The organism is Dyadobacter luteus, assembly GCF_003383615.1.
Taxonomy (GTDB): Bacteria; Bacteroidota; Bacteroidia; order Cytophagales; family Spirosomataceae; genus Dyadobacter; species Dyadobacter luteus.
Genome location: NZ_QNUL01000003.1, coordinates 369,814 through 395,796, shown reverse-complemented (window position 1 = coordinate 395,796; position 25,983 = coordinate 369,814). Strand labels below are relative to the sequence as shown.

13 protein-coding genes are annotated in these 25,983 nt (G+C 43.8%); 9 read left to right on the top strand and 4 right to left on the bottom strand.

Annotated elements, in window-relative coordinates; all coding sequences use genetic code 11:
• Nucleotides 1-18: 18 nt before the first annotated feature.
• The 6 genes from DSL64_RS06685 (at nt 19) to DSL64_RS06660 (ending at nt 11,135) form a co-directional block, all read left to right on the top strand.
• The gene (locus tag DSL64_RS06685; RefSeq protein WP_229216986.1) at nt 19-3,177 is read left to right on the top strand and encodes a SusC/RagA family TonB-linked outer membrane protein; all 3,159 of its coding nucleotides are present in this window, start codon (nt 19-21) and stop codon (nt 3,175-3,177) included.
• A gap of 12 nt (nt 3,178-3,189) precedes the next feature.
• Entirely contained in the window at nt 3,190-4,995 is a 1,806-nt protein-coding gene (locus DSL64_RS06680; RefSeq protein WP_115829912.1) for a RagB/SusD family nutrient uptake outer membrane protein, read from the top strand.
• Between the two features lie 68 nt (nt 4,996-5,063).
• Nucleotides 5,064-6,029 carry a DUF1735 domain-containing protein gene (locus DSL64_RS06675; RefSeq protein ID WP_115829883.1) on the top strand — a complete coding sequence of 322 codons (966 nt, stop codon included), beginning with the start codon at nt 5,064-5,066 and terminating at the stop codon, nt 6,027-6,029.
• A 202-nt stretch (nt 6,030-6,231) separates the two neighbouring features.
• A complete protein-coding gene (locus tag DSL64_RS06670; protein ID WP_115829911.1) occupies nt 6,232-8,103 on the top strand; it encodes a heparinase II/III domain-containing protein in 1,872 nt (623 codons plus the stop codon).
• A 100-nt stretch (nt 8,104-8,203) separates the two neighbouring features.
• Nucleotides 8,204-10,399: a polysaccharide lyase family 8 super-sandwich domain-containing protein gene (locus DSL64_RS06665; RefSeq protein ID WP_115829882.1), complete on the top strand. Its 2,196-nt coding sequence runs from the start codon at nt 8,204-8,206 to the stop codon at nt 10,397-10,399.
• Between the two features lie 133 nt (nt 10,400-10,532).
• Nucleotides 10,533-11,135: a TetR/AcrR family transcriptional regulator gene (locus DSL64_RS06660; protein ID WP_158547891.1), complete on the top strand. Its 603-nt coding sequence runs from the start codon at nt 10,533-10,535 to the stop codon at nt 11,133-11,135.
• A gap of 88 nt (nt 11,136-11,223) precedes the next feature.
• On the opposite strand, the gene hmpA is transcribed toward DSL64_RS06660, so the two are convergent.
• The gene (gene hmpA / locus DSL64_RS06655) at nt 11,224-12,432 is read right to left on the bottom strand and encodes an NO-inducible flavohemoprotein (protein ID WP_115829880.1); all 1,209 of its coding nucleotides are present in this window, start codon (nt 12,430-12,432) and stop codon (nt 11,224-11,226) included.
• A 61-nt stretch (nt 12,433-12,493) separates the two neighbouring features.
• A complete protein-coding gene (locus tag DSL64_RS06650; protein WP_115829879.1) occupies nt 12,494-12,928 on the bottom strand; it encodes an RrF2 family transcriptional regulator in 435 nt (144 codons plus the stop codon).
• Between the two features lie 238 nt (nt 12,929-13,166).
• On the opposite strand from DSL64_RS06650, the gene DSL64_RS06645 reads away from it, so the two are divergent.
• The gene (locus DSL64_RS06645) at nt 13,167-14,138 is read left to right on the top strand and encodes a DUF3078 domain-containing protein (protein ID WP_115829878.1); all 972 of its coding nucleotides are present in this window, start codon (nt 13,167-13,169) and stop codon (nt 14,136-14,138) included.
• A 69-nt stretch (nt 14,139-14,207) separates the two neighbouring features.
• On the top strand, nt 14,208-15,767 hold the full coding sequence (locus DSL64_RS06640; RefSeq protein ID WP_115829877.1) for a serine hydrolase domain-containing protein: 1,560 nt from the start codon (nt 14,208-14,210) through the stop codon (nt 15,765-15,767).
• A gap of 140 nt (nt 15,768-15,907) precedes the next feature.
• On the opposite strand, the gene DSL64_RS06635 is transcribed toward DSL64_RS06640, so the two are convergent.
• Both DSL64_RS06635 and DSL64_RS06630 read right to left on the bottom strand, forming a co-directional pair.
• Nucleotides 15,908-17,902, bottom strand: coding sequence for a RagB/SusD family nutrient uptake outer membrane protein (locus DSL64_RS06635; protein ID WP_115829876.1), 1,995 nt, complete (start codon nt 17,900-17,902; stop codon nt 15,908-15,910).
• A 10-nt stretch (nt 17,903-17,912) separates the two neighbouring features.
• The gene (locus tag DSL64_RS06630; RefSeq protein WP_115829875.1) at nt 17,913-21,158 is read right to left on the bottom strand and encodes a SusC/RagA family TonB-linked outer membrane protein; all 3,246 of its coding nucleotides are present in this window, start codon (nt 21,156-21,158) and stop codon (nt 17,913-17,915) included.
• Nucleotides 21,159-21,763: 605 nt separating this feature from the next.
• On the opposite strand from DSL64_RS06630, the gene DSL64_RS06625 reads away from it, so the two are divergent.
• Nucleotides 21,764-25,972 (top strand): hybrid sensor histidine kinase/response regulator, encoded by a 4,209-nt coding sequence (locus DSL64_RS06625; protein ID WP_115829874.1) that lies wholly within the window; start codon nt 21,764-21,766, stop codon nt 25,970-25,972.
• The last annotated feature ends 11 nt before the right edge of the window (nt 25,973-25,983 follow it).

Here is a 25,983-nt window from a genome sequence, read left to right as displayed (position 1 = left end):
AAACCTAAAACATTGATCATGATGAGATTATATATATATCGAAAAATGCAGGGCTATCTGGGTTTGGCTGTTTTGATGCTCATGTTCGTAACTCCGGTTATAGCTCAGGACAAAACCAGCAGAAAGGCACAACCTGTTGATGTAAACCTTAAAGTTACCGACGAAGAGGGAAATCCAATCCCGAAGGCCACCGTAGTAGTAGGAGAGGGGCTTATTCATGCCGAGACAAATGACAAAGGGAGTTTCAATTTCAAAGCATTGCCCGCAGATTTTATCACTGTAACTTCTTATGGTTACAGCAAAAAGGTTTCTCTGATCGGAGATTTGATTGAAGATAACATTGTCTTGAAAAAGGCGAAGCTCTATATGACTCCGGATGATGAGGTGCCTATGCCTTACATGAATCTGTTGAAGCGAAAAACGACCGGCAGCTACAACGTATTCAGGACACAGGATCTTGAAAAATATCCAACCAATGATCTCAGAAACGCGTTTGCCGGTATTGCCACAGGTATTGAGGTAACCGAAAGAGACGGATCAACCGGTCTGAACGCTGAGGAAGAACTTGGTTTTTTCAGGGTAACAGAGAAAGTGGGAATTACTTCCAGAGGTTTCAGTCCGATTTTTATCATTGACGACATTCCGACAGATATTACAGAAATGAACCTGGATCCTCAGGAAATTGAAACAGTGACGGTTATCAAGGATATTGTGGGCAAAGCGATGCTCGGGCCGCGTGGAGCCAATGGGATCATCTATATCAAAACAAAACGGGGTAAAGCACACGAGCGTGTGATGAATGTGAATGTGGAAGAAGGTGTAAGTATTGTTGACCGTTTTCCTGGCTGGGCTTCCGGTGCCGACTATGCAAGACTAAATAACACGGCGCGGATCAATAGCGGAATGACGCCTTTGTACAGCGAATCGGCTATTAACGGATATGCACAAAATGACCCATATAATATGTACACGCCGAGCGTGGATTTTAGGAATATGATGCTGAAAAATTCGAAGTCCTTCCGCAGAGCCAATTTGTCATCAGGCGGAGGAAACGAAACGATTCAGTACAATGCGTATCTGGGCTACAATGGAGAAGGAGATATTTACAAGATCGGTGATATCTCTGACTATCACAGGATCAATGTTCGATCCAATATTGATGTGAAGATCAATGAACTGATCAAAGTAAAAGTCGACTTTTTCGGAGGATTAACCATTCGCCGTTCACCCAATTATGGCTACAATTCCAATTTTACCAATGAAGACGGCAACACCAATACTGCTCTGGATCTGGTAGAATTCAATACGGTAATCAATGATATTACCAATACGCCACCAATCGCATTTCCGGTGTATGCTGCCTTTGGGGACAATGCAGTTGCACCCTGGTACGGTGTAAGTTCCAACTTCAAAACCAATCCTATCGGCAACCTTGTTCATAACGGATACTATTCTGAAAAGGGACGTACAGGAGCATCTAATGTCACTTTCGAATATGATATGAAAGAGATATTGCCCGGTTTGAAATCGAGAACTTATGCTGGGTTTAATGTATTCAATAGTTTGCGTATTGGTAAGGCTGAAGATTATATCGCCTATATCGCTACGCCTGGAACCACCGCCTCAGGCCAGGACACTATTCGTTTATCGAAAGTACACGATGGTGTGGACATGCCGGGTATGGCCAAACTGCACGACTACTATTCCCAACGTTTTGTGATCTATGAAAACCTGAGCTATGACAAAACATGGGGCGCTAATGACTTGCAGGTAGGACTTACCTATTTCCTTTCAAGAATTTCCAAAAACGGAATAGAGGAGCCGCAACGTCAGCAGAATGCAATACTTACCGGAATTTATTCCTTCAAAGACAGGTACGTATTTCAGGGAGTGCTTAATTACGCAGGTACCTACAGCTTTGCCAAAGACAAAAGATACGCCATGTTTCCTTCTGCGGGTATTGGCTGGGTATTGTCAGAAGAAAGTTTCCTGAAAAATGTAACGCCGGTTAATTATCTCAAACTAAGAGTTGAAGGCGGGATTCTGGGTTATGAAAGCTTCCTGCCTCCGTTTTATGATCTGGATCGTTGGGGCGTAAACTCTACCGGTGCTGCTTTCGGGCCTTTTTCTACGAATCAGTGGTTTGGCAGTAATACTGATAACGCTGTATACAGAACAACGCCTGCCCGTATTGGTAATCCTGATCTGACGTGGGAGAAAAGAAAGGAAATTAGTATAGGTATGGATGCCTTACTATTCAACAGAAAGCTTTCGGTTGAGGTGAATTACTTCAATAACCTGCGTGATGGAATGGTGTCGCAGCTGGCGAATACTGTCCCTCTTGTTGCTGGTATATCCACATCCCGTCCCTGGTTCAATTACAACAAAATGCGTTTTTTCGGAGTGGAAACAGGTATCCAATACTCTGACAAAGTTGGAGCAGTCCGTTTCTCCGTAGGTGGTAATGCATCTGTTCAAAATAGTAAAATCCTCAAATACGATGAGCCTGCCTACCGCTTTGATTATCAGACCCGCATCGGAACACCTACAGATGGCTACTGGGGACAGACCTATCTTGGGAAGTTCAGCAGCGACGAAGAAACCAGAATTGTTCCTCAGATCTATGATGAGGTGCTCAAACAGGGAGATTTGAAATACCAGGATAAAAATGGTGATGGAGTAGTAGATGACAACGACCAGAGCCAGATAGGACACTCTTCTCCGAGACTGATTTATGCGCTAAATCTTCGGGTGGGTTTCAAAAATTTTGAATTGACTGCGGTAGGTAACGGACGGGCGTTTTACGATATCGGCATGACCAACAAGTATTTCTGGAACGGCTGGAATGACAACAATTACTCCAATTTCGTAAAAGAAAATGAAGGTGGCGATTATCCCCGCCTGACGTATCAGAAGGTCAATAACAATTTTATCGGTTCAAATTTCTGGCTGAGAGACGGTGGTTATTTCAAAATTCAGAATGTAGAGCTGGCTTACAATGTGCCTGCCGGCGCTGCACAGGTGATCGGAGCCAGAGGATTAAGATTGTATGTACGCGGAGCGAATTTGCTTACAGTGTCTAAAATCAAGGATGTGGATCCTGAATCGATCAATTCAGGTGTAACCGTGAATCCCCTTTTCAGAACATTCACAGGTGGAGTGAAGCTCACATTTTAATCACGAATGATTATGGATTTCAAAAATATAAAAATCAAAAGTCTGGGCGCGATACTGATGGTAACGCTCACACTGTTATCCTGCGTTGACTATCTGGAGCCTTATCCGAATGGAAACAGAACCACGGAAGATATCTGGAAATACCAGGACATGGTGCAGGGACTTGTGGGCCAATGCTACGACAACATGCCTCGTAACTATAACGATAACGAAGGTGTTTTCCTGGATGGGGCAAGTGACGACGTGGTGATTACTGCTACTACCAATGCCATGGTCAGACTGGCAACTGGGGCTTTGCCTACAAGCCAGGATCCTTTCCGTACCTATTGGGATCGCGATTACCGGTCTATCTATCTCGTGAATCTTTTCCTGAAAGACCGCAGAGGTTTCAATACCCGTTTCCTTGTCAATGCGCATCTGGACAGTCTTGTGAAAACCCGTTTGCAGGGAGAAGCTTTCGCTTTGCGTGCCTGGTTCCAGTGGGATCTTTTACAAAAATTCGGAGGAAAAGGAATGGATGGTCAGTTACTTGGTTTTCCTATTGTACTGGAACCGATTGATGTAAAAGCAGAAACAAACCTGAAGCGTAATACCTATGACGAATGCGTGCAGCAGATCATTGCCGATTGCGATTCGGCCTACAAGTATTTGCCGATTGCACATAGAGACTACCTCGTTCCGAATGTGAATGACAGAGCATATGCCGGTGGGCGCTATTGGGGACGTTTCGACGGCATCACTACCAAAGCATTGAAAGCGCTCGTATATCAAACCTGGGCGAGCCCGCGTTTCAACCCCGCCAACAATGTAGCCAGATGGGATTCTGCTGCAAAAAATGCCAAAGTGGTAATGGATTTTAAACAAAAAACAGATGCAGTAACGAATGGTTTCGGTCCCACAAAAGCAGTCGATTGGTTTAATCCCAATTTCGGGGGAATCGTTTTTTCTGCACGGTATAACAATGGCAACGATGCGATGGAGCGTATGTTTTATCCGGGTGGTTTTCAGGGAAATGGCCAGGTAGGCGCAACACAGGAGCTTGTAGACGCATTCCCGATGGCGAACGGTTTTCCGATTACAGATCCGGAGAGCGGATACAATCCTGCCAGGCCTTACGATAACAGAGATCCGAGACTTTATGCTACCATTTTTCACAACAATGCTAAAGCGATGCGGCTGAACAGTTCCAGCACCACGCCCATGTATACGTTCGAAAACTGGACAGGAGGAAAAGATGCACCGGGGCCACCGGCAAACAGCAGAACCAACTATCATATCAAGAAAATGGTATTTATGGGGCTGAACTGGGGAGATAATGCGATCAACCGCCAACCGCATACCAAAATCTTCATTCGCTGGGAAAACATGGTATTTGCTTTTGCCGAAGCAGCCAATCAGGTGGAAGGCCCGCTAGGAAGTAAATATGGTATTTCAGCAAAAGATGCCATGGCTTTGATCAGAGCTAAAAATAATACCGATGGTGGAAAAGGATTCGTTCTGGATCCTTACCTGACGAAAGTCGCTGCAGCGGGCAAAACGGCTTTTGGAGAGTTTGTTAAAAATGAACGCAGGATTGAATTTTGTTTTGAAGGACAGCGCTTCTACGATATCAGACGCTGGTCAACAGGACTCAATGAAATTAACAAACCCGTTCACCGTCCGCTCATTACCAGAAATTCAGACGGATCATTTACTTACAAACTCGACGACCTTGCCGAATCGCGGTCCTTTGCTTCGGGTTCTTTACCTATTCCTTTTGACGAAATGCTGAGAATGAGCAATCTGGTACAGAACGAAGGATGGACAACCTGGAAATGATTTGCAGAAACAACTAAGTAATCACTGGGATTCACGCTTTACAGGTCAATCCCACAGACAATAAGGATATGAAAAAAACGATCACAGCCGCTTTATTTCTGCTCGCAGGCATGACTTCCTGTTACGAAGACTATATCAAAGACTTTGATTACAGCTCCATCTATTTCATGTATCAAACCAATGTCCGCACATTTGTGGTAGGTGAAGGGATGAAAATTGAGGTAGGTGCTGCTTTGGGCGGTGTGCGGGAGAACCGTCAGGACAGAGTGGTCAATTTCACGATGGACAATTCCCTGATCAATGCCAACATACTCGCTGCCATGAAGGCGGGTGCCAACTATATCAAAGAAGCAATTGCTCCTGTGGACACGCTGAAGTTAATGCCGGCATCGTATTTCACGATTTCAGATAACAGCAAGATGATTATCAAACAAGGTAATCACATGGGTGCGGTGACTATTAAAGCAGATTCTGCCCGTTTTCTGCAGGATCTGGCGACAATCAAACCTGGATATGCAATACCATTCCAGATCACGACAGCCGACGCTGACTCGATTCACAGGGCAAAAGCTTTTACTGTAGTAGCACTCAAATACGAGAACATGCTGTTCGGGAACTACTGGCATGGCGGAGTTACCACGGTGAAAGACGCAACCGGCAAAGTGGTGAACACCATTCGCTATTATACGACGATTCCTTCGCCCGAAGTGAAAATTCTGAACCTGAAAACGGTGGCACCCAACGCATTGGTAACCAATAAAATTAGTGATCAGGCAGGCTCTATGAAGCTGACACTAGAGGGTACTAAAGTTACAGTGAGCAAGGCACCCGGCTCAGCAGTTGAAATCCTTCCTGACGGAGAAAGTGTTTTCAACCGCTCTAAATTGTTACAGGATAGGCGCATTGTGCTTCGTTATAAATATGCTAATGCAGATGGAACCACTTCATTTGCCCAGGATACGCTCACTTTCCGCAACAGAATCAGGGATGGTGTAAATGAGTGGCAGGATGAAAATCCGGCGAATTATAATTAATAAAGCATTGATTTTGCAAACAAGTAGAAAACCAGGCCCGGAATCATAACGTTTCGGGCCTGGTTGTTTTAGAAAATACTACGTATAAAAAGGTATCAACTTGCTTTTGAAAAGGTAGAGAGGTAGTTACATGGTTACTTTCGATATCAGTTCCACCTTCCTTAATTGGATACTATTTCTTAAACTGCTCATAAATAATCTGATGAAAAAACTCATAAACCTAACCCTTGCTCTGACGTTATTGTCGGGCTTTTGCATGGCTCAGCAATCCGTCTCAGAACTGGTACGTTCCATGTCTGCACAGCATCCGAGATTATTGTTGCTGAAAGGCGAGGAGACGCTGGTTAATCAGCAGGTGAAAAAGCATACAGAATGGAACAACGTACATCAGGCTATATTGGCAGAGTGTGACAAGCTGGTCAACGAAAAAACATTGGAAAGAATACAGACCGGCAAGCGTCTTCTGAGCGTATCACGTGAATGTCTCCGGCGCGTGTTTCAACTGTCTTATGCATATCGGACCACAGGCGATCAAAAATATCTGAAACGAGCGGAAAGTGAAATGCTAGCCGTCTCCGGTTTCACAGACTGGAATCCATCCCATTTTCTGGATGTGGCTGAAATGACGCTTGGCGTGGCTATCGGTTACGATTGGCTTCATGATAAGTTGCCCGAAGAATCACGGTTGAAAATTCGCCAGGCCATCAGGGAAAAGGGTATTGATCCATCCTATGATAAAAAATACAACGGGTTTCTTTCATCAGATAACAACTGGAATCAGGTATGTAATGCGGGAATGGTGTTCGGAGTTTTGGCTATTGCCGAGCACGAGCCCGACCTTGCTGAAAAAACTATTGCCCGTGCATTGGAATCACTACCTAAAGCTGTAAAACCAGCCTACCATCCTGATGGAGCCTATCCCGAGGGGTTTGGTTACTGGGAATATGGTACAAGCTTTAACGTGTTATTGGTGAGTGTATTGGAAAAGGCGCTGGGAAGCGATTTCGGGCTTTCCCAATCTTCCGGTTTCCTGAAAACAGCAGACTTCTTTCAAAACCTGGTGGGGCCTACAGGTTTGGCTCATAACTGGGGGGATAGCGGGTTAAAGAACGGCCTCAGTCCGGCGATGTTCTGGTTTGCAGTCAAGAACGATGATCCGACATTATTATGGTCTCAACGGAATATGATGTCATCCAAAAACGTAAGGTTTGTTGGTAACAGATTACTGCCTGCCATGCTGATTTGGGGAGCGAAAACTGATCTGGAAAAAGTAAAGGCACCGGTTCATAAAGTTTGGATTGGGCAGGGGCCTTCGCCCGTCGCACTTATGCGCACTTCCTGGACGGATCCCAATGCCATTTTTGTGGGCGTAAAAGCTGGTTCACCCTCAGTAAGTCATGCGCACATGGATATAGGCTCCTTTGTGATTGACGTGCAGGGGGAGCGTTGGGCATCAGACTTTGGAATGCAGGATTATAATTCACTTGAAACCAAAGGAGTGGATTTGTGGAACAGGGCTCAGAACTCTCAGCGTTGGGAAGTGTTCCGTCTCAATAACTTTGCGCACAACACGCTGACCTTTGATGGACAACTACAGAATGTGAAGGGATATGCCAAAATTGATACCAGATCTCACGACGAAGCTCAGCCGGCTGTAACAATGGATATTTCTCAAATCTACAAAGATCAGGTGGCTGAAGCCAAAAGAGGAATTGCGATTCAGGATCAGAAGTATGTGGTCGTAAGAGATGAGATCAAAACACTGGATAAACCGGTTAAAATGCGTTGGAATTTACTAACAGCTGCAGAGGTAAAAATCATAGATGGTAAAACGGTGGAACTGACTAAAAATGGCAAAAAAATGCTTTTGAAGTTTGAAACGAAGGCTAAGATTGAAATCAAAATATGGCCGACAACGCCAACGCACGACTATGATGCCGCCAATCCGGACACACAATTTGTGGGTTTTGAAGTTGAAATACCAGCGTCTTCTTCAGAGAGCTTTAATGCTTATTTCACTACAGACGGAAAAGTAAAGCCTGCCAGAGCGCTTACCACCTGGAATGTGAAATAGGTTAACGAGTATATATTCCCCTGGCCATTACGGTACTGCTGCGATAACGTCAGCTTTTGCTAACTTGACCTTTCGAAATTAATATTGAAATACATCATTTATGAGAATTATAGTATTGCTGCTGATCTTGTGTGGCACGGTTTCACTGGCGCAGAAGCTTCGGAGACCGGGCGATAACCACGCAATACCTGTTCCGGCGGGTATGGGTGAACAGGATGCGGATCTGGAGATCATACGGCAACGGGTTATTGCTGATCTGCTTGATTCGCCAGTTGATGAAAATAGGATTGGTGAGTTAATCAGGACACAAAAAGCAGATGGTACATGGGCAACTATTAACTACAAAAATGTATCGAAAACGGGTTTTCAGCATCGTGAACATCTGGCGAATATACTGGCTTTGTCCAGGGCATTCAGGAAAAGCGGTTCGCCATTTTTTAATGATGTAAAGGTGAGAAGTTCCGCTTCTAAAGCATTGGATTTTTGGATTGACAATGACTTTATCAGTGAGAATTGGTGGTGGAATGAAATGGGCACGCCGGAGTTGATAATCAATATTTTATTGGTACTGGATACTGATCTCACTCCCCGGCAACGTATGGAAGGCGTTCGTATTGCAGGACGTGCCAATATGGAAGCGTCAGGAGCGCGGCCAGGCGGAGATTTGATTCAGATTGCCGGAATGCGTGGAAAGCAGGCACTTTTTCAACGTAATCCGGAGGTTTTGAGTCGGGTTATTGCTGTGATGGCTACTGAAATCAAGACGTCGTCGGGAAGAGGGTTAAAACCGGATCTGAGTTTTCACCACCGTACCGATAATGTGATTTCAACCTTGGGATATGGCATGGGATATGCTGATTCCTTTGCCTACTGGGCTGCAAAAATAGCCGGTACCAAGTACACGTTGCCCGAACCCGCTATGCACGTGCTGATCGATTATTATCTGGATGGAATTTGCCAGTCGATGGTATATGGGAAGTATCCGGATCCGGGCGCCGAGAACCGTGGAATTACAAGAAAGGATGCACTGGAGATCGCAGGGAATGATTTGCCGGAGAATTTGCTAGCAGCCGGTTCCTATAGAAAAGCTGAACTGGAGAATATCATCAAAATCAGAAGGGGCGAGGTGAAACCGGCACTTACCCGGGATTATTATTTTTGGCATTCTCATTATTATACCCATCAGCGGCCGGACTATTACACGTCTGTGCGCATGCACAGCAACAGGGCCAGCAACATGGAACAGCCACATAATGAAGAAGGGCTGAAGAGCCATCATTATGGAGATGGTAGCAATTTTATATCTGTAACAGGCGAAGAATACAGGCAGATTTTTCCGGTGTGGGATTGGCAGAAAATTCCGGGAACTACTGTGTTGCAAAAGCCGGATGTTGCACACTGGAATGAGCTGGCGCGACAGGGAAGAAAGGATTTTACAGGTGGAGTGACCGATGAAAAATACGGCACTGCAGCTTTTGATTTTGAAAGTGTTCATGATCCTTTGAAAGCTAAAAAGGCTTGGTTTTTCTTTGACAGCGAATTTGTCTGTCTGGGAGCCGGAATACAGTCAGATGCGGATCTCAACGTCGCAACTACATTGAATCAAAGTCTTCTGAATGGAGCAGTAACAGTCAAAGCGGACAACAAGCGGCAGCTGGAGCCAGATTTGTATGATTTGAAAAATGTAAACTGGGTGCATCATGCCAATATCGGCTACGTGTTTCCGGACAAGGCGAATGTGAAATTGAGAAATCAATCGCAAACCGGCACCTGGCGATCCATCAATCATCAGTCCTGGGCGACCGATGAGCCGGTAACCAAAGAAGTATTTACTCTATGGCTGGATCACGGCAGAAAACCGCAAAGCGGCTCTTATCAGTATATTGTAGTGCCTGGCGTAAGTGAAACAGCCATGAACACTTATCGGTCTGATCTGGTGAAAATTATCTCAAATACGGAGCAGATGCAGGCTGTGGAGCATACCGGTTTGGGTTTAAGCCAGATTGTTTTTTATCAGCCGGGTATCGTTAAACTGGGAGATAACTTAAATATTAAAGCGGATCAGCCTTGCCTGGTGATGGTAACCCGTAAGAACAGCAAAGTTCAGAAAGTGACGGTTTCGGATCCTACGGGAAAATTGAAGAAGATCAGACTTGAATTGAATACCAGACTAAACGGAGCAGGAGGGGACTGGCAAAATGAATGGGATGAAAACAGAAAAGTAAGTGTGCTGCAATTCAGTTTGCCGGAAGAAGGAATGGCTGGGAAGAGCGTTTCAGCTTTACTGACTGAGTAACATCGCAAAGAACATTGAGGAACAATTTTTGTTAATACAGTAGCTATCATATGTTTCCATGAGTTAATACTCTATTTTTGCGCATGGATGTGATGCATTCCTATTTATTGAGCATATCGTTCCCAAACTTTCTGTGAAAACAAAAGACGAAATATTAAAAGAAAAAATTCTTGATGGCGCTGATAAACTGTTTCAAAAGTATGGTTTGGATAAAACCACCATGGAAGAAATAGCCAGGGAAGCCGGCAAGGGTAAAAGCACGCTATACTATTATTTTAAAAGTAAGGAAGAGATTTTCGACGCCATTATTCAGCGCGAAAAGAATGAGTTTTTTAACTACGTGCAGGAGGAGGTTTCCAAAGCGCCTACTGCTGTTGAAAAGTTAAAGGTTTTTGTAACGATCCGTTTTAAAAGATTAAAGGAGATTACCAACCTCTACAATATCATGATTACGGAGGTAAAAGCAGCGCTGAATCTTGACACAATCTGCAAACCAAACTACCGGCAGCAATACGATCAGAAAGAGGCGAATATTGTAAAGAGTATATTGCAATATGGCATCGTGTCGGGAGAGTTTCGGGTGTTTTCGGAAAGTGAGATGGATATGATGGTGTTTGTATTCATGAGTGCTCAGAACGGTCTGGAAATGGACTTGATTATATATGACCGCTTGGATGAAATGCTCACCAGACTCAATTTTTTCCATGAAATTATGTTAAGCGGAATCAGGAAATAAATAGCTGTGGGTTATCAGCTTTCATCAATTGAATACCAATAAAAAAGAGCCCGGCTTGCAGAACGTTCTGTCTAAGCCGGGCTCTTTTTTAGTTAAGCGTTAAAACAGCAGGTCCGAATTCTTCGAAATGAATCGCCTCTTTGGCTATGCCTATGTTTCTGAGGTCATGATATTGTTTGCTGATAAACGGTGATGGGCCGCACAGGTAGAACTCAGCATCAGCCACAAGTGCAGTTTCTTCAAGATGACTCAGATCGACAATTCCCTGTATAACGGACTGATCGGAAAGCTGATTTTTTTCATTGTAAAAAATGTGCTGTTTCAGGTTAGGGTATTCTCCGGCCAGGTAATCAACAGTATCTTTAAATGCATGCACCGACTCACTGCGGCATCCATGCACCCACGTAATAGGGCGTGTGCTGGATTTTTGTAAAAGTGATTCGAGCATACTTACCAGAGGTGTTTGTCCTACACCACCACTGATGAAAACAACCGGATTTTCGGAATCCTGATTCAATACAAAATCTCCCGCAGGCGCGCTTACTTCCACCCGATCGCCAGGATTGACAAAATCGTGTAACCTGTTGCTGATCATTCCATCTGTATCCAGCTCAGTACCTTTTTCGCGTTTCACCGAAATCCGAAAATACAGTTGATTCGGTGCATTGGAAATGCTGTACTGACGAGGTTGCAAGAGATTGAGCTCAGGGAGGAACAATCTTATACTCAAAAACTGTCCGGGTACATGGTCCGGCACCTTACCTCCGTCGGCAGGGTACAGGTGAAAAGAGGTAATCTCAGCCGATTCTTCAATTTTATCCTTCACAATGAATGGTCGCCAGCCCGTCCAGCCATTTTCTCTGTTGACCTGGTTGGCATACAAGCGCGCTTCTGTTCCTGCCATAATGCCAGCCAACTGTCCGTAAGCCATTGTCCATGCTTCGATCAGTTCGGGCGTTGCTGCGTCACCCAGTACTTCACCTATAGAAGCGAGCAGGTGCCTGCCGATGATATCATAGTGCTCGGGGCGTATATCCAGACTGGTATGTTTATGTCCGATTTTTTCAAGAACAGGAAGTAATACCGACGGGTTGTCAATATGCTCAGCATATGCCAGAACCGCCATTGCGAGCGCTGTCTGCTGTTTTCCATTTTGCTGATTTCCCATATTGAATGTGTTTTTCAGTTCCGGATTAAAAGAGAAAACACGGCGATAAAAATGTGTGGTTAATAAAACACCATGTTCTTTTAAAACGGGTACGGTAGCTTTTACGAGTTCTTTATGTTTTGTTTCCATATGGCAATTTAATTTATAAAATATTAAAGGATCTTTTTATCTTCTATTTGGATAAATTTTTTTAATTCCTTCCCAGGTGCACCAAGCGGCGATCCAGCAGGTCATTGAACTGGCTCACTGTGGCAGATTGTAACATTTGCTGCATCTGGTTTCTGATCGATTTGAATTCGTTGTGAATAGGGCAGGGGTTTTTCTCAGAACAAAATGTGAGACCCAGTCCGCATCCGCTAAAAATTTTGTCACCATCAATCGCTTTCACCACATCTGCCAGTGTTCGGTTCATGGTTTGTTCATTAATATAGAAACCACCGTGAGGTCCTTTGGAGGATTGAACCAGATTTTCGCGGCCCAGCTGCTGCAGGATTTTGGCAATGAATGGCTCGGGTGCATCTATGGCGTGCGCAATCTGCTTAAATCCGGTCTTTCCACCCGATTTGGATTGTTGAGCAATGTAGATCATTGCCCTGATAGCGTATTCACACGTTTTAGAGAACATGATGCAAAGATAGAAACGATAATCATATATAAAAGATAAAAAAGTCTTTTATTTTGTTGTGAATTTTATTTCAACCCAAAGAAAGCCTGGAAAGCTGCTTCCCGACATAAAAAATCGCAATATTTGTCAGTTTGTTAAGAATAAAATACGAGGTGATTCAGTTAAAACATAGTATACTTTCTATCTGAAACGGGTAGTAAGTGTCAACAGATTTACCCGACTTTAGTAATATTTTATAATGCGCAGTATTTCAACGTTTTGGGATAACCTCCATAAAAACTCTTTATTATTTGGTTTTGCTCTTCTTTTCCTGCGGCCCGCAGCTCTTTCGGCTCAAACTGTACAGGATTTCCGTAAACTGATTGACATGTCCAATAGTCTGAACGCTTCCAGATTGAAGGTAACAAAGGATACAAGCTGGCATAAGGTGCAGTTGGGCTCAACGTTTAACCAGGGATCGTTTAGTAGTAACTGGACGGGCGGGGGGGTGAGTTCGGCGGGTATAGGCGCATTTTTCAATGCATTGTTTGAAAACAGAGTTGGGAAAAATGCATGGCGTACCGATTTGCAGTTGCAATACGGATTTTTGAAAAACAAAGGACAGGAGAATAGAAAGAGTCAGGACCGGATTTTCTTTGATGCGAAGTACAACAGGGAAATAGATCAGAAATGGACGCTGTTTGGAAACATCAACTTTCAGTCTCAGTTCGCAGCGGGTTACAATTATGAGTTTGTAGTGGATTCCGTAAAGGTGACCAGGCAAACATCCCGATCTCTGGCACCGGCTTATTTTACGCAGTCGATTGGTCTGGAATACAAGCCTGATCCGTTCTTTTTTGTCGACTTCGCGCCAGGCGCTTTCCGGCAAACCATCGTTTGGGACAGAACGTTATATCCTTACACCCCTGACCAGAATAACTATGGGGTACCAATTGGTAAGCGTATCAGATATGAACTGGCACTGATGCAGATTGTAGCCAATTATAACAGGGATATTACCAAACAGGTGAATGTGAAATGCAGATACCAGCTTTATTCAAGTATACTTGATCCGTTCAATATAGATAATCGTCTGGATGCCTCGGTGACTGCAAAGGTGAATAAATTTATCAACGTGAATTTCAGTGCTATACTGGCTTACGACGACGATCAGAGTAACGACGTTCAATTTGCTCAGGGGCTGAATGTAGGTTTTTTGTACACATTTTGATTTTTACTTTGGTAGAAGGGGTGTGTAGGTATCTTTGAGGTGTAATGTTGGTTACATATTTAATCTGCCATGAAAAGAAGTAAATTCTACCTCCCCACAATTATCTGTGTCAGCTTACTCACTATTGTTTTTTTCTTCCCTGCCTGTCGGAATGATAAAGATCCTTTGCCACTGGTATTGGCAGATTCCACCGGGATCTATGATATTCTGGATAATACAGCGAAAGTAACTGTGTCGCTGATGGAGTCGGTACCGGGAAGTGTTACCCGATATGGTTTTGTTTGGGGGGAGAATACTGCTTCTCCGACCATTTCAGACTCCAAAATTGAATTCAATGGTGCATTGCCGTCTCCAGTCAGGTATACCAGCCTGATGCAGGGGCTTAAAAAAAATACAGAATACAGGCTGAGAGCATTTGTTGAGACTGATGGTACGGTCATCTATGGAGCGTTGCGGACATTCAGCACCCAGCCTGATTATGTCAAAAGGCTGGTTCAGACGCTAAACGATTCTCTAAAAGGCAAAGGCTTTGGCTACAGTTTTATTGTAACCCGAAAAGCTGAAATCGTAGGAGAAGGTTTTGGTGGGTTTCAGGCAAGAAGTATAGAGCAGGGAGGGGAGAGGCTGGTGAGCTTAGATAGTAAAATGCAGGTGGCAAGCATGACCAAAACAATAACCTCGGTTGCTTTCCTAAAACTGGCAGAGGAGAAAGGAATTCCCATAAATACACCGATTATCACTTACCTGCCTCCATCCTGGACCAAAGGAATTAATACGGATAGGATTACTTTCGGGGATTTACTGAAGCACCGAAGCGGTATCACCGGATTCAATGAAGCTTGTCAGAATGGTGCTTTTGCTGAAAATATCTACCGTGGTTTGAAGTCGCTTATCCAAAGAGGGGTAAGGACAGATAATATAGGTAAGTTTTGTTACCAGAATGCAAATTTCGGTATGTATCGTGTACTCATTCCTGCCCTGCTGGGATATCAATTTACCGGAAATGATCAGGTGGACGACGAGGCTACAAGGGTAATGTATGAAAATTATATTAAAGAAAATGTGTTTGCCAAACTCGGAGTCACCTCCAGTGAAATATTTGTGAATCCCTCCCAGTCGCCGGTTTATGGATATGACCATCCCTACACAGAAGGTGGAATAGGTTATGATGCGGGCGACTTCACAAACACTGCAGGTGGCTACGGCCTGTACCTTTCGGCAAGGGAAGCAGCGAAGATATATGGAGGGCTGTTTTCAACTACAGATGTTTCGGTATTGTCTGCAGCGATGAAGGATTCTGTGTTAACAGGAGGCATGGCCAGCTACAGCACAATTACTCCGCAGGGCAAATTTTTCTATCATGATGGCTGGTGGCAGTTCGGATTGGTTACCGGTAAAGCGAAAGGTTTTCGAAGTTTATGGATGAAGTGCCCGGATGATTTGACTGTGGTGATCTTCACTAATGCCTTACGCAATGGAGATGGTCTTTTTCCGATTCGTTCCGACTTCTATTCTGATATTACGTCTTATGTACTCTGGGCTTTTTCCGGAATTAATACAAACGAGAACAGCAGAAGGTCGCAACCTGTCAATTTTCATAACTACTTACAGCATCCCGAGCCTCACTGATTAGTAGCAAAAAGTGAATAGTCTCATAATCGATATTGATCTAAAGGAAGGATCATAGCTCATTGCTGACAGCTGCTAAGTTCAAATAAAAATGGGTACCTGCCGAAGCGGATACCCATTTTTACTATAAAACAGTCAGTTTAGAATCCTATAGGAGCCGAACCAGCTGTTGCTGTCCATCCCGGGTTCTGGTAAATCGGAGAAGTGGAAACATCTCCGCCAGTTGCCGTGATGATAAAGTGCTGTGCAGCGATTGGGGTCAGGTAATGCGCCAGTGTCCAGCGAGATCCTTTGTAAGAGTCAGCATTGCTGCGGATCTGGTGAGGTCTCAGGTATTGGCTCAATGCCGGATCAGATACTACGGCAGCGTTGTTTGTAGCCCCGAAAGTTAGCTGAGGTGCAGTGTACCATGCTTTCATCGGTCCCCACAATTTGAATCCTTCCACATGGTAAGGCGTATTGATCATCTGATCCATCGCTCTCCATCTTTTCAAATCCATGTAGCGAAGTCCCTCTGCCATTAACTCATTGCGACGCTCACGGCGGATGTTGTACAAAGTCGGAGAGATCAGCTGATTCGCAGAGTACGCGCCCCAGTCAGCAGTTTCCTTTGTCATTTGCGTTGCTGCGATGGTTGCGTCGATATCTGTACTTACTTTCGCACGAGTACGGATTTGCTGCCAGTAGTTCTTCGCATCACCATCAAGCGATCCATTTTTCTCATAAGATGCTTCAATATAGTTCAGGTAAGCTTCTACAGCACGGAAAGTGATAGATCCGGTGTAGCCCGAACCATTTGAAGCATGAGCAGCATCATATGTCAAACCTTTTCGGATGGTGTATCCGGTAGAGTATTTTTTCTCAGTACTAGACTCCCAGATTTGAGGATTTGGCTCTACCGGAGTCGCGTGGGTAGACTGTGAAAGATTAATTAATACATTTTTCTGACCTGGCTCTTTCAGGAACAAATTCAAACGACCGTCACGACCTTGTCTCACATCCGTAATATAATCATCACCTTTATATCCACTGCCGGCAGCATAAATCGGAAGCCCGTTTGCCATTAGGAAACTTTCTGTCATGCTGCGTGTTAGCCCTACAGCGTAGTTTCCTGCCATTGCATTAACAGCAACATTATTGGTAACCAATGTTCTGTTATACTGTCGCCAAAGAAGAACTTCGCTGTAACCATTCATGTTTTCAGCACTAAACATGTTGAAATAGGGGTTGTCGCTACTGAGTGATTCAATAACACCTGTATTGTTTACCAGTGCTGTTGTGGAGGCCACTTCTTTAGCAGCTGCCATAGCCTGTGTCAGGAAGAAATTAATTTCTCCTTCGATACTTCCGCTTTGGAACTGGTAGTTAGCGTTGTAAGCTTTATTCTTTCCAGGCCACTCCGGACCATTAGGTACCAAAGCAGTTCCTTTGAAATATTTCAACCAGGTTCCTTCGTAAAGAGCAACACGAGATTTCAATAATTGTGCAACCTTTTTAGAAATACGGTTAGTACCTCCGTTGGGGGCATTGTTTTGCATCATTAAAGCAGCAGAGTCAAGGTCAGAGATGATAAATCTCGCTACTTCAGTTCGTGGGCTACGAATGCTTGCAGCTGTTAACATTTCATGATTATCAGGAAATGTATTACGAATGATTGGGAAATCACCAATTGCTTGCAATTTCTTGAAGTATTCAAATGCTCTAAGAAAATACATCTCGCCAATATGATGTCTTATATTAGCATCTGTTCCAGTAATTCCCCCGCTTTTGTAACGTGGTAGCACATTTTCAAGAAAATAATTTGCCTGGAAAATATTAGTAAAACCCCAGTCTCCATCTACCGCAGGAACTCTCCATAACCCCGGAATGAACTTGTTGTCCAAAGATGGAACAGCCATATTATCGGTATTGGCATCTGTTCCAAATGTCCCGAAATCCCATCTTCCGTGGGAAGGTAAGATATCAGGGTATCTTCTTACTGTGTAAGCAGCAAGGTGGGATTCATCTGTAAGATAATCGTCAGGTGCAATTGCGGAAAGTGGTGCCTGATTCAGATAATCATTGCAGGACACTGCAGCTAAGGCAACAGCTCCGATTAGCAGCGTATTTTTTATTTTATGTCTTAGAAAACTCATTTTTCGAATATTAAAAAGTAATACTTAAACCAGCAGCATACACTTTCGACAATGGATATGCATTTCCATTACCAGTTCCGTCTGTAGCGGTTCCACCATCAACGGTTTCCGGGTCAAACATTTTAGCCATTTTGGTTCTCGTAAATACATTTTCTCCTGATAGATAAAAACGTAGTTTCTGAATAGCCAGTTTCTTTGTAATTGATCCTGGAAGAGTGTAACCGAGCTGAATGTTTTTCAAACGGATATAAGATGCATCCTGTAGGTAGCGGGTTTGCGTTTGTTGATTTTTACCAGAGTTAAACAACGGACGAGGATAGTATGAATCTGTATTCGCTCCAAGTGGATGATTAGGATCACTACGGAAATAATCACTATGTTCAACAAGTCCTGTTGACCACCACATATTATTAGTAGCTCCCCAGAAGAAATAACTTCCCTGCCAGATATCTCTTTTCAACACACCCTGGAAAAATGCACGAAAATCAAATCCTTTATAATCCAAATTGATATCAGTACCGATTGTATATCTTGGTGTACTGTTTCCAATTAACTTTTTATCACCTGGGTCAGCTAGTGTGTTAGCGCCTTCAGAAATACGTCCATCACCATTCAAGTCTGCATACATGATGTCTCCTGCAGCCCATTGAGAACCAAATGAACTTTGTCCTCCATTAGTCAGGCTAGCCAGGTGAGAGTCCATCTCCTCTTGTGACTTTGCAATTCCAATAGTTTGATATCCCCAGATGTCGCCTAGTTTTTGCCCTGTTCTATATTTATCAAGAGCATAAGTTTCATTAGGATATCTGGTAATAGTTGTTTGGTAATCAGATAGAAGGAGTCTAACATTGTAGCCTAGTCCATTCTTTAACTGATCATTCCAGGCAACCTCAAATTCAAATCCACGTGTTCTCATGTCCGTATTGTTTGTTTGAGGAACAGGTGTGCCCAGAATTGATGGTAATGTTGGAGCCGGCCCCATCATATTAATTGTTTTTCGCTGAAACCAGTCAAATGAACCAGTCAGTCTGTTATTAAACGCACCAAAGTCCAGCCCGAAGTCGTAGCTTTTAATAGTTTCCCAAGTAAGTGTAGAGCTGATAAGACCAGGTGCACTAGCTGTGTTTGGGCGAGCTCCGTTAATCAACCATGCCCCGTCAGATGTAACAGGAGTGATTGTACGGTAAGTTGGATAGTATTGTGGGTTGACGTCTGACGGCTTTTGATTTCCTAGTTGGCCGTAAGAACCACGGAATTTGAATGTGTTGATCATTGATAGATTGTCTTCCCAGAATTTTTCTCTGGCAACATTCCATCCTACAGATACTGATGGGAATAAAGTCCATCTTACATCTTCGCGAAAACGGCTGGAACCATCATAACGCAGATTGGCTTCAAACAAATACTTGCCATCGTAATCGTAGTTTAGTCTACCAAAGAAACCAGCAGTTGCCCAACGATTGTATTGTCCCCGTATGGTGGGAGCGATAGGGAGTCCATTTATGTCAGTCCCTGAAGCCGTATTTAAAGTTGGCAAACTGGGAACGATAATTCCGTTAAGTGTAGCATTGAATTCCCGGAACTTATTTTGTTCTGTCTGAAATCCACCCATAACTTTGAAGAAATGCTTCAATCCAAGTGTTTTGCTGAACTCAGAATACAGGTTGGCATTGAAATAGTTTTCTTTATAAGCAAATTCATAGACTTCAGAATTACGGTTGTATAGCACTGGTTTGTTAGCAACATCATAATTGTAAGTCTGTTGGACATCCCAATGGCGGAAGTCGTTGCGCGTACGATAGTTGATTTCCCCAAATGTTTTCCAACCTTTAATAGGCTCAAATACCAGCTGAAGTTGTTGATACAGGTAATCCTTTTGGTTACGATCTTTTCCACCATCTCTCATACCTAGTGCAGGAGAAGGGGAGCTGAAAAGATTACCATTTGGGTCATATAGTGGTAGAGTAGGCCATCCCTGACGCCCTAAGTCCGAGTAGAACCCATTCGATAAGTTTGATGGACGGTTATAGTCTTCACGAATAAAACGAGTGCTATAATTTACGGATACCTGGTCAGACAGCTGAGAATTGATTTTTGCAGTAAATCCGTAACGAGTGAAGTTGTCCTGATTAAACTTCATCAGACCTTGCTGCCCCATATAATTACCCGAGATGTAAACCTGTGTTTTCTCGCTACCTCCACTCAGACTAAAGTTGTGTTCTTGCGAAAGTGTTCTTGCGCGAAACATAGCTTTGTACCAGTCCACATTGTCATTACCTGCGGCATATCCATCTGCCCAGCGTGTTGCGTTATTTGGATCAGGAATGGTCGTTGTGGAAATCACGCCGTTTTGATAATCCTTGATGCGTTGTAAATGTGCAGCATTAAAGTGAGGAGCACTTCCCCCATTTTGTCCTGCATCATTAAAATACAAAGCAAAAGTATAAGAGTCCATCATTTTCGGCATAAGCACGGGAGAAGTAGAGCGGAAGCTATTATTATAGTTCAGTTGCAATTTTCCAGATTTACCACGTTTGGTAGTGATCAGAATTACACCAAATGCTGCGCGGGAACCGTATACAGCTGCTGCTGCTGCATCTTTCAAAACAGAAATGCTTTCGATATCCTGAGGGTTAATCGCATTTAGCGAGCCTTCCATTCCATCAACCATCACAAGTGGTGCCGAAGATGAGTTGCCTATAGTTCCCACGCCACGGATGTTGATACTCGGATTAGTTTCAAGGGAACCGTTGCTCTGAGAAATATTCAAACCTGTCACCAAACCCTGTAGTGCTTGTGAGGCATTTTGTACCGGGCGGTTTTCAATAGCTTTGGAATCTATCGTTGCTACCGCACCAGTGAGGTTTACTTTCTTTTGTGTACCAAAACCTACAACAACTACCTCATCAAGGTTGTTATCATTGTTGGCAAGGGTGACATCTATTTTATAAACACCACCTGCTGATGGCTGGCGGCCTGCAAGGGTTACTTCGTTGGCTGTGTAACCGATGAAAGTAAATGCCAGAACTGCATTCTTGTCTACATCCAGTTTGTAGTTTCCTTCTCCATCTGTGATCGTACCGATGGTAGTACCTTTCGCAATAACACTTACACCAGGCAATGCTCCCTGTGCATCTTTTACTGTACCTTCTACCTTAACAGTCTGTGCGAAACTGTTTGTGAAGGATAACAAAGTCATCACAAAGCCGAGCAGTAAACCAGGCTCTCTGAGAAACACGTGTAATTTTCTTTTCATTATAGAATAATTGGTTAGACCTTAAATCCGGGTGGGTTATTGAGCCGGATCTTACAGAACATATTAAACAATTGTGGCGGACAGCCGGGCTGCCAACCGGGAAACGGGTATTCTCTTTTTAGTTAATAGTAGACTTTTCTTGTGTCATAAGTACACTTATAGTTTGGTGGATAATTCATTATTCAGCCCTTTCAGGACAGCTCGTTTCCTTCTCCGGATTATGCCCGGAAAAAGAGGTTAAGAATTTTGTGTGTGAACTGTACTTTCGTAAGAAATACCTTCGTTTTTGCTGCTAAATACAGCCGGTATTAAACCGTATTCATTCAACCAGATTCCAGCGGCAAAATCTGGTATTGTGATAGAGATTGATTTACTTAGTGTTGTATTTTAAGGATTTGAGCTATGTGTCAAATAATCATTTGAATAGTTCAAAATTATGTACCCAATACGACAAAACAGGGGTATTATTCGTTTTTAAAGGGGTGAAATTCGTTTTGGTAGTAAAAAAATATAACAAAAATTTAATAGTACTATTCTGATATAAGTTAAGATGCAAGTGAGGGTGGTGATCACGTATTTTTGGAGGTAATGAAGGGGGAGAAAGCATGAGGAATTGTTTACTGATAAGTCTTTTTACAGCGTTGCTGTCTGGTGTGCTCCAAGTGTACAGCCAGCCGGTAAGTACTTTCAAATTTGAGCACATAACGGTCGACGAAGGATTGGCGCACAGCGATGCGATGGCGGTAAGTCAGGACTCGAATGGCTTCATATGGATAGGTACGAACAATGGGATTAACCGTTATGATGGGTATGAGCTGAAGAAGTATGAGCTTTATAATACCGAACAGGGCGGGGTGTCGAGCAATCGGATTCGCGTGCTGTATAACGGTAGAGCTGGTCGGATCTGGGCGGGTACGGAACGGGCAGGGCTGTTTTGCTACAATCCGTTAAGCGATGCCTTTGTCAATGTAAAGGAGATGACGACGTCAGGCAAGTTCAGGGAAGTTTTATCAAGAATAAACAAAACATCGGTACGCTCCGTCACTACAGACAGCAGCGGGAGATTATGGGTAGGGACGCAGGATCAAGGGCTATTTGTGATTACTGTTGATCATAAACATGAGATCAGCCGGGTCGATGAGGTGAAATTTAGTGCTTCAAAAAATATAAGCTACGACGTCACGGGTTTACTGGCCGATCAGTTTGGTAGGGTATGGATAGGAACACTGGCAGGTGGCTTGTGGCAGATGGATGCCAGGCTGGCCGGAAGACAAAACATATATCCGCAACGGGTGACATCCTGGCTAGAAGAGGATGTCCGGGCTTTGTATCAGGACAAAAAGGGAGATTTATGGATAGGAGGCGATCAGCGCGTGTATCGCATCGTGAAGGCTGAGGTTTCTAAACCTAAACCCGTATTGATTGCCTTATCAACTTTGTTTCATGGCGTGCAATGCATCTTCATGGACTCCTCGGACAGGTTATGGATCGGAACCAACTTTGGTTTGCTGATGACTGAGCATACAAGCAGTCTATCCGGAAATTATGCATTCAGAACGTTCTTGCCATCTGACGGAGATGAAAATAGTATCAATTCTGGCCGTATTCATCAGATACTCGAAGATTCGTTCAATAATCTTTGGATGGCGGCGTCTTCTGGGGGTGTCAACAAGGTTCGTTTAAATCAGGGACGTTTTGCTCACTTAAGGCGTGATGCTTCTACAAGTAGTGCGCTTTCCAATAATTATGTGAACGTAATTCATAAAGATGAGCAATACAATCAGCTTTTTATAGGAACGAGGAATGGATTTTCGCGTTATGATCCTCAACGCAAAAATTATGATAATTTTCTGCACCGTTCTTTACAGGGAAACGCAACTGGTGTGGATGTAGCCGCGCTTTATGTTGGAAGTGAAGCGGTCTGGATCGGAACACGTTACAACGGACTTTATCTACTGGATCGTCAATCCGGAAAAACGTTACGGGCTCTTCCTTCAATCCCGGGGTACAAACCCTGGAACTACATGAGTGTAGAGAGTATCATCACCGACAAGCATCAACGGGTTTGGGTGGGTACGACGGAGGGTCTACTTCTTTATGATCAGAAGGGTAATTTCGTTAGCGCTTTTTACACCCGGAACTCATCTCTCCCCTCCAACCAGTTTACTTTTCTGCTTTACGATAATAAGCAAGACGTTCTGTGGGCCAGTACTGCTGATAACGGCATTTTGCAACTTAGGGCTGGAAAAGAATCTTTGCGTGTGCTCCATCATTTCAATCATCGTGCAGATGACGAACATAGCCTGAAGGTTAATTTCGCGTGGCCTTTGCTGCAGGATGAATCGGGTGATATCTGGGCGGGGACAATAGGGGGCGGTCTGCACCGTTTGGTCAGAGAAAAAGATAAATACAGGGTTGATAGATATTACAAATGGTTACCTGAAAACGATATAGAAAGTATACTGGCAGATGACAGCGGTAACCTGTGGATCGGAGGGGCTGGTTTGTTCAAATTTACCCCTGATACCAAAAAGGTAATGCATTACGATGTCAGCGACGGCTTGCAGAGTAATTCTTTTAAGGTCGGTTCGGCTTTTCATTCTGCCGATGGAACGATGTACTTCGGAGGTACCAACGGACTTAATTATTTTAAGCCTGACGCCATCAGGGCTAATCCCCATGCACCCGTAGTGCATATCACGAGGTTGCGGGTATTGAACCGAAATACGGGTAATGACGACGATGAAGTGGGGAGTTCCATGGTTACCCGACCATTTTCTGAACCGGAAGGAGTGACGATTAAGGCATCGGAAAATGACTTCTCCTTTGAATTTGTAGGTTTAAATTACGTGAATCCGCAGAAGCAACGATACATGTATTTTCTGGAAGGCTACAGCAGTGATTGGATACAACTACCAGAAGGGCAACGGGTTGCCAGTTTTGCCAATATTCCTGCCGGTGAGTATATTTTCCGCGTAAAAGCCAGCAATGGCGAAGGGGTATGGTCGGTGAAACCAGCTGAGGTGAAGGTAATTATTCTGCCACCCTGGTATAAGACCTGGTGGGCATGTATGGGTTATGTTTTAATTGTACTTGGGGCTTTTCTGCTTTACCGAAAAATAACATTGGGCAGGCTTGAATTGAAAAACAGGATCGCTTTGGAAAAGCTTCATGCCGAAAAAGAAAAGGAAATTGCCGATGTGAAGATCAATTTCTTCACAAATGTATCTCATGAATTCCGTACACCGCTCACGTTGATTCTGGGGCCGATGGAGGAATTTATGGCCTACCTGGGTGAATCCGGAGAGATGAAGGAGAAAGTGGAAATGATGCATAAGCAAACTCAGAAACTGCTCAACCTGGTGAATCAGCTTCTGAGTTTCAGAAAGGTGGAAACCGGTAACGTGGCGCTGTCGGTAACCCGTGGCAATATTCTGAGCTTTATCCATGAAATTTTTCTCATTTTCAGGCACAAGGCTGAAGAGCAAAACATGAGCTACAACATTACGTTACCAGAAGAAGAGATACAGCTTTATTTCGATACAGAGAAACTGGAAGTCGTGTTAACCAATCTGCTGTCGAATGCATTCAAGTATTCCCCGGAAGGAGGAAAAGTTGATATTGAAGTGCTTGTGAGCGGAAACAAGAATGATGACGCTGTTTTTTCTGCAGGACAGTTGACTCAAAATTATCTTCAGGTATCTGTTAAAGACACAGGTTTTGGAATAAATGAGCAGGATATAGACCGCATTTTTGATCCCTATTATCAGGCTTCGGCTCAGGGGGCAATTGGTGCGAAGGGAACAGGTATCGGGTTGGCTTTGGTGAAACAGCTTGTACACAGCCACTCGGGTGAAGTTTCTGTCAAAAGTAATCCGGGACAGGGGAGTACTTTCTTAGTGAAACTTCCATTTGGTAAATCCCATGTATCTGCAGCGCAAATACTGGGACAGGAGCCTGTTCAGTATACTGAAAACAAAGAAACAGAGCCGGTGCTGGTTATTCCCGTTGACTCCGCTCCCGGTCCGCGTTACAAGATGTTGATCGTAGAGGATAATCCGGATGTAAGAGAATATCTGAAAAGTCTATTCACACCGACGTTCGAGGTCACTTTATCTGAAGATGGTCTTGATGGTTGGAATAAAGTGCCTGACTTACAACCGGATTTTGTATTGAGCGATGTAATGATGCCGGGTATGAATGGGCTTGATCTTTGTAAAAAAATCAAAAGAAATCCCAAAACGGCGCATATTCCCGTATTGTTACTCACCGCCCGGGTAGCAGCCATACAGGAGCTGGAAGGATTGGAAACCGGGGCAGATGATTACATCGCCAAACCTTTTAATCCACGTATTCTGAAGGCGAAAGTCAATACGATATTACTTAATAGAAACAAGCTGCATCAATATTACCAGCGCAGTATTTTACTTCAGCCTGCCGAAATTGCAATACCGGATGAAGATCGTTCTTTCTTAGAAAACGCGATGAAAATTGTAGAGCAGAATCTTGCTAATCCCGATTTTAATGTACAGAGTCTGGTAGGGATGATGGGCATGAGCCAGTCGGTTTTTTACAAGCGGGTAAAGAGTATTACAGGGCAGTCGGTGATTGAGTTCATTAAAGACATCCGTCTGAAGCGGGCAGCTCACTTGCTGGCGAACGGTCATGCCCGTGTATCGGAGATCGCAATGATGGTGGGAATAGAAGACCCGAAGAACTTTCGGGTGTCCTTTCAGAAAGTATATCATATGTCGCCTTCGCAATATGCGCGCACGCACCGACAAAATCATAGAGACGATAATACCACAACATAAAGATTTTCGTT

Excerpts from the sequence above, each read along its gene's own strand:
- DSL64_RS06665 (WP_115829882.1), top strand. The coding sequence starts at position 8,204 with ATGAGAATTATAGTATTGCTGCTGATCTTGTGTGGCACGGTTTCACTG.
- DSL64_RS06645 (WP_115829878.1), top strand. The coding sequence starts at position 13,167 with ATGCGCAGTATTTCAACGTTTTGGGATAACCTCCATAAAAACTCTTTA.
- DSL64_RS06630 (WP_115829875.1), bottom strand. The coding sequence starts at position 21,158 with ATGAAAAGAAAATTACACGTGTTTCTCAGAGAGCCTGGTTTACTGCTC.
- DSL64_RS06650 (WP_115829879.1), bottom strand. The coding sequence starts at position 12,928 with ATGTTCTCTAAAACGTGTGAATACGCTATCAGGGCAATGATCTACATT.
- DSL64_RS06670 (WP_115829911.1), top strand. The coding sequence starts at position 6,232 with ATGAAAAAACTCATAAACCTAACCCTTGCTCTGACGTTATTGTCGGGC.
- DSL64_RS06625 (WP_115829874.1), top strand. The coding sequence starts at position 21,764 with ATGAGGAATTGTTTACTGATAAGTCTTTTTACAGCGTTGCTGTCTGGT.
- hmpA (WP_115829880.1), bottom strand. The coding sequence starts at position 12,432 with ATGGAAACAAAACATAAAGAACTCGTAAAAGCTACCGTACCCGTTTTA.
- DSL64_RS06685 (WP_229216986.1), top strand. The coding sequence starts at position 19 with ATGATGAGATTATATATATATCGAAAAATGCAGGGCTATCTGGGTTTG.
- DSL64_RS06680 (WP_115829912.1), top strand. The coding sequence starts at position 3,190 with ATGGATTTCAAAAATATAAAAATCAAAAGTCTGGGCGCGATACTGATG.
- DSL64_RS06675 (WP_115829883.1), top strand. The coding sequence starts at position 5,064 with ATGAAAAAAACGATCACAGCCGCTTTATTTCTGCTCGCAGGCATGACT.
- DSL64_RS06640 (WP_115829877.1), top strand. The coding sequence starts at position 14,208 with ATGAAAAGAAGTAAATTCTACCTCCCCACAATTATCTGTGTCAGCTTA.
- DSL64_RS06635 (WP_115829876.1), bottom strand. The coding sequence starts at position 17,902 with ATGAGTTTTCTAAGACATAAAATAAAAAATACGCTGCTAATCGGAGCT.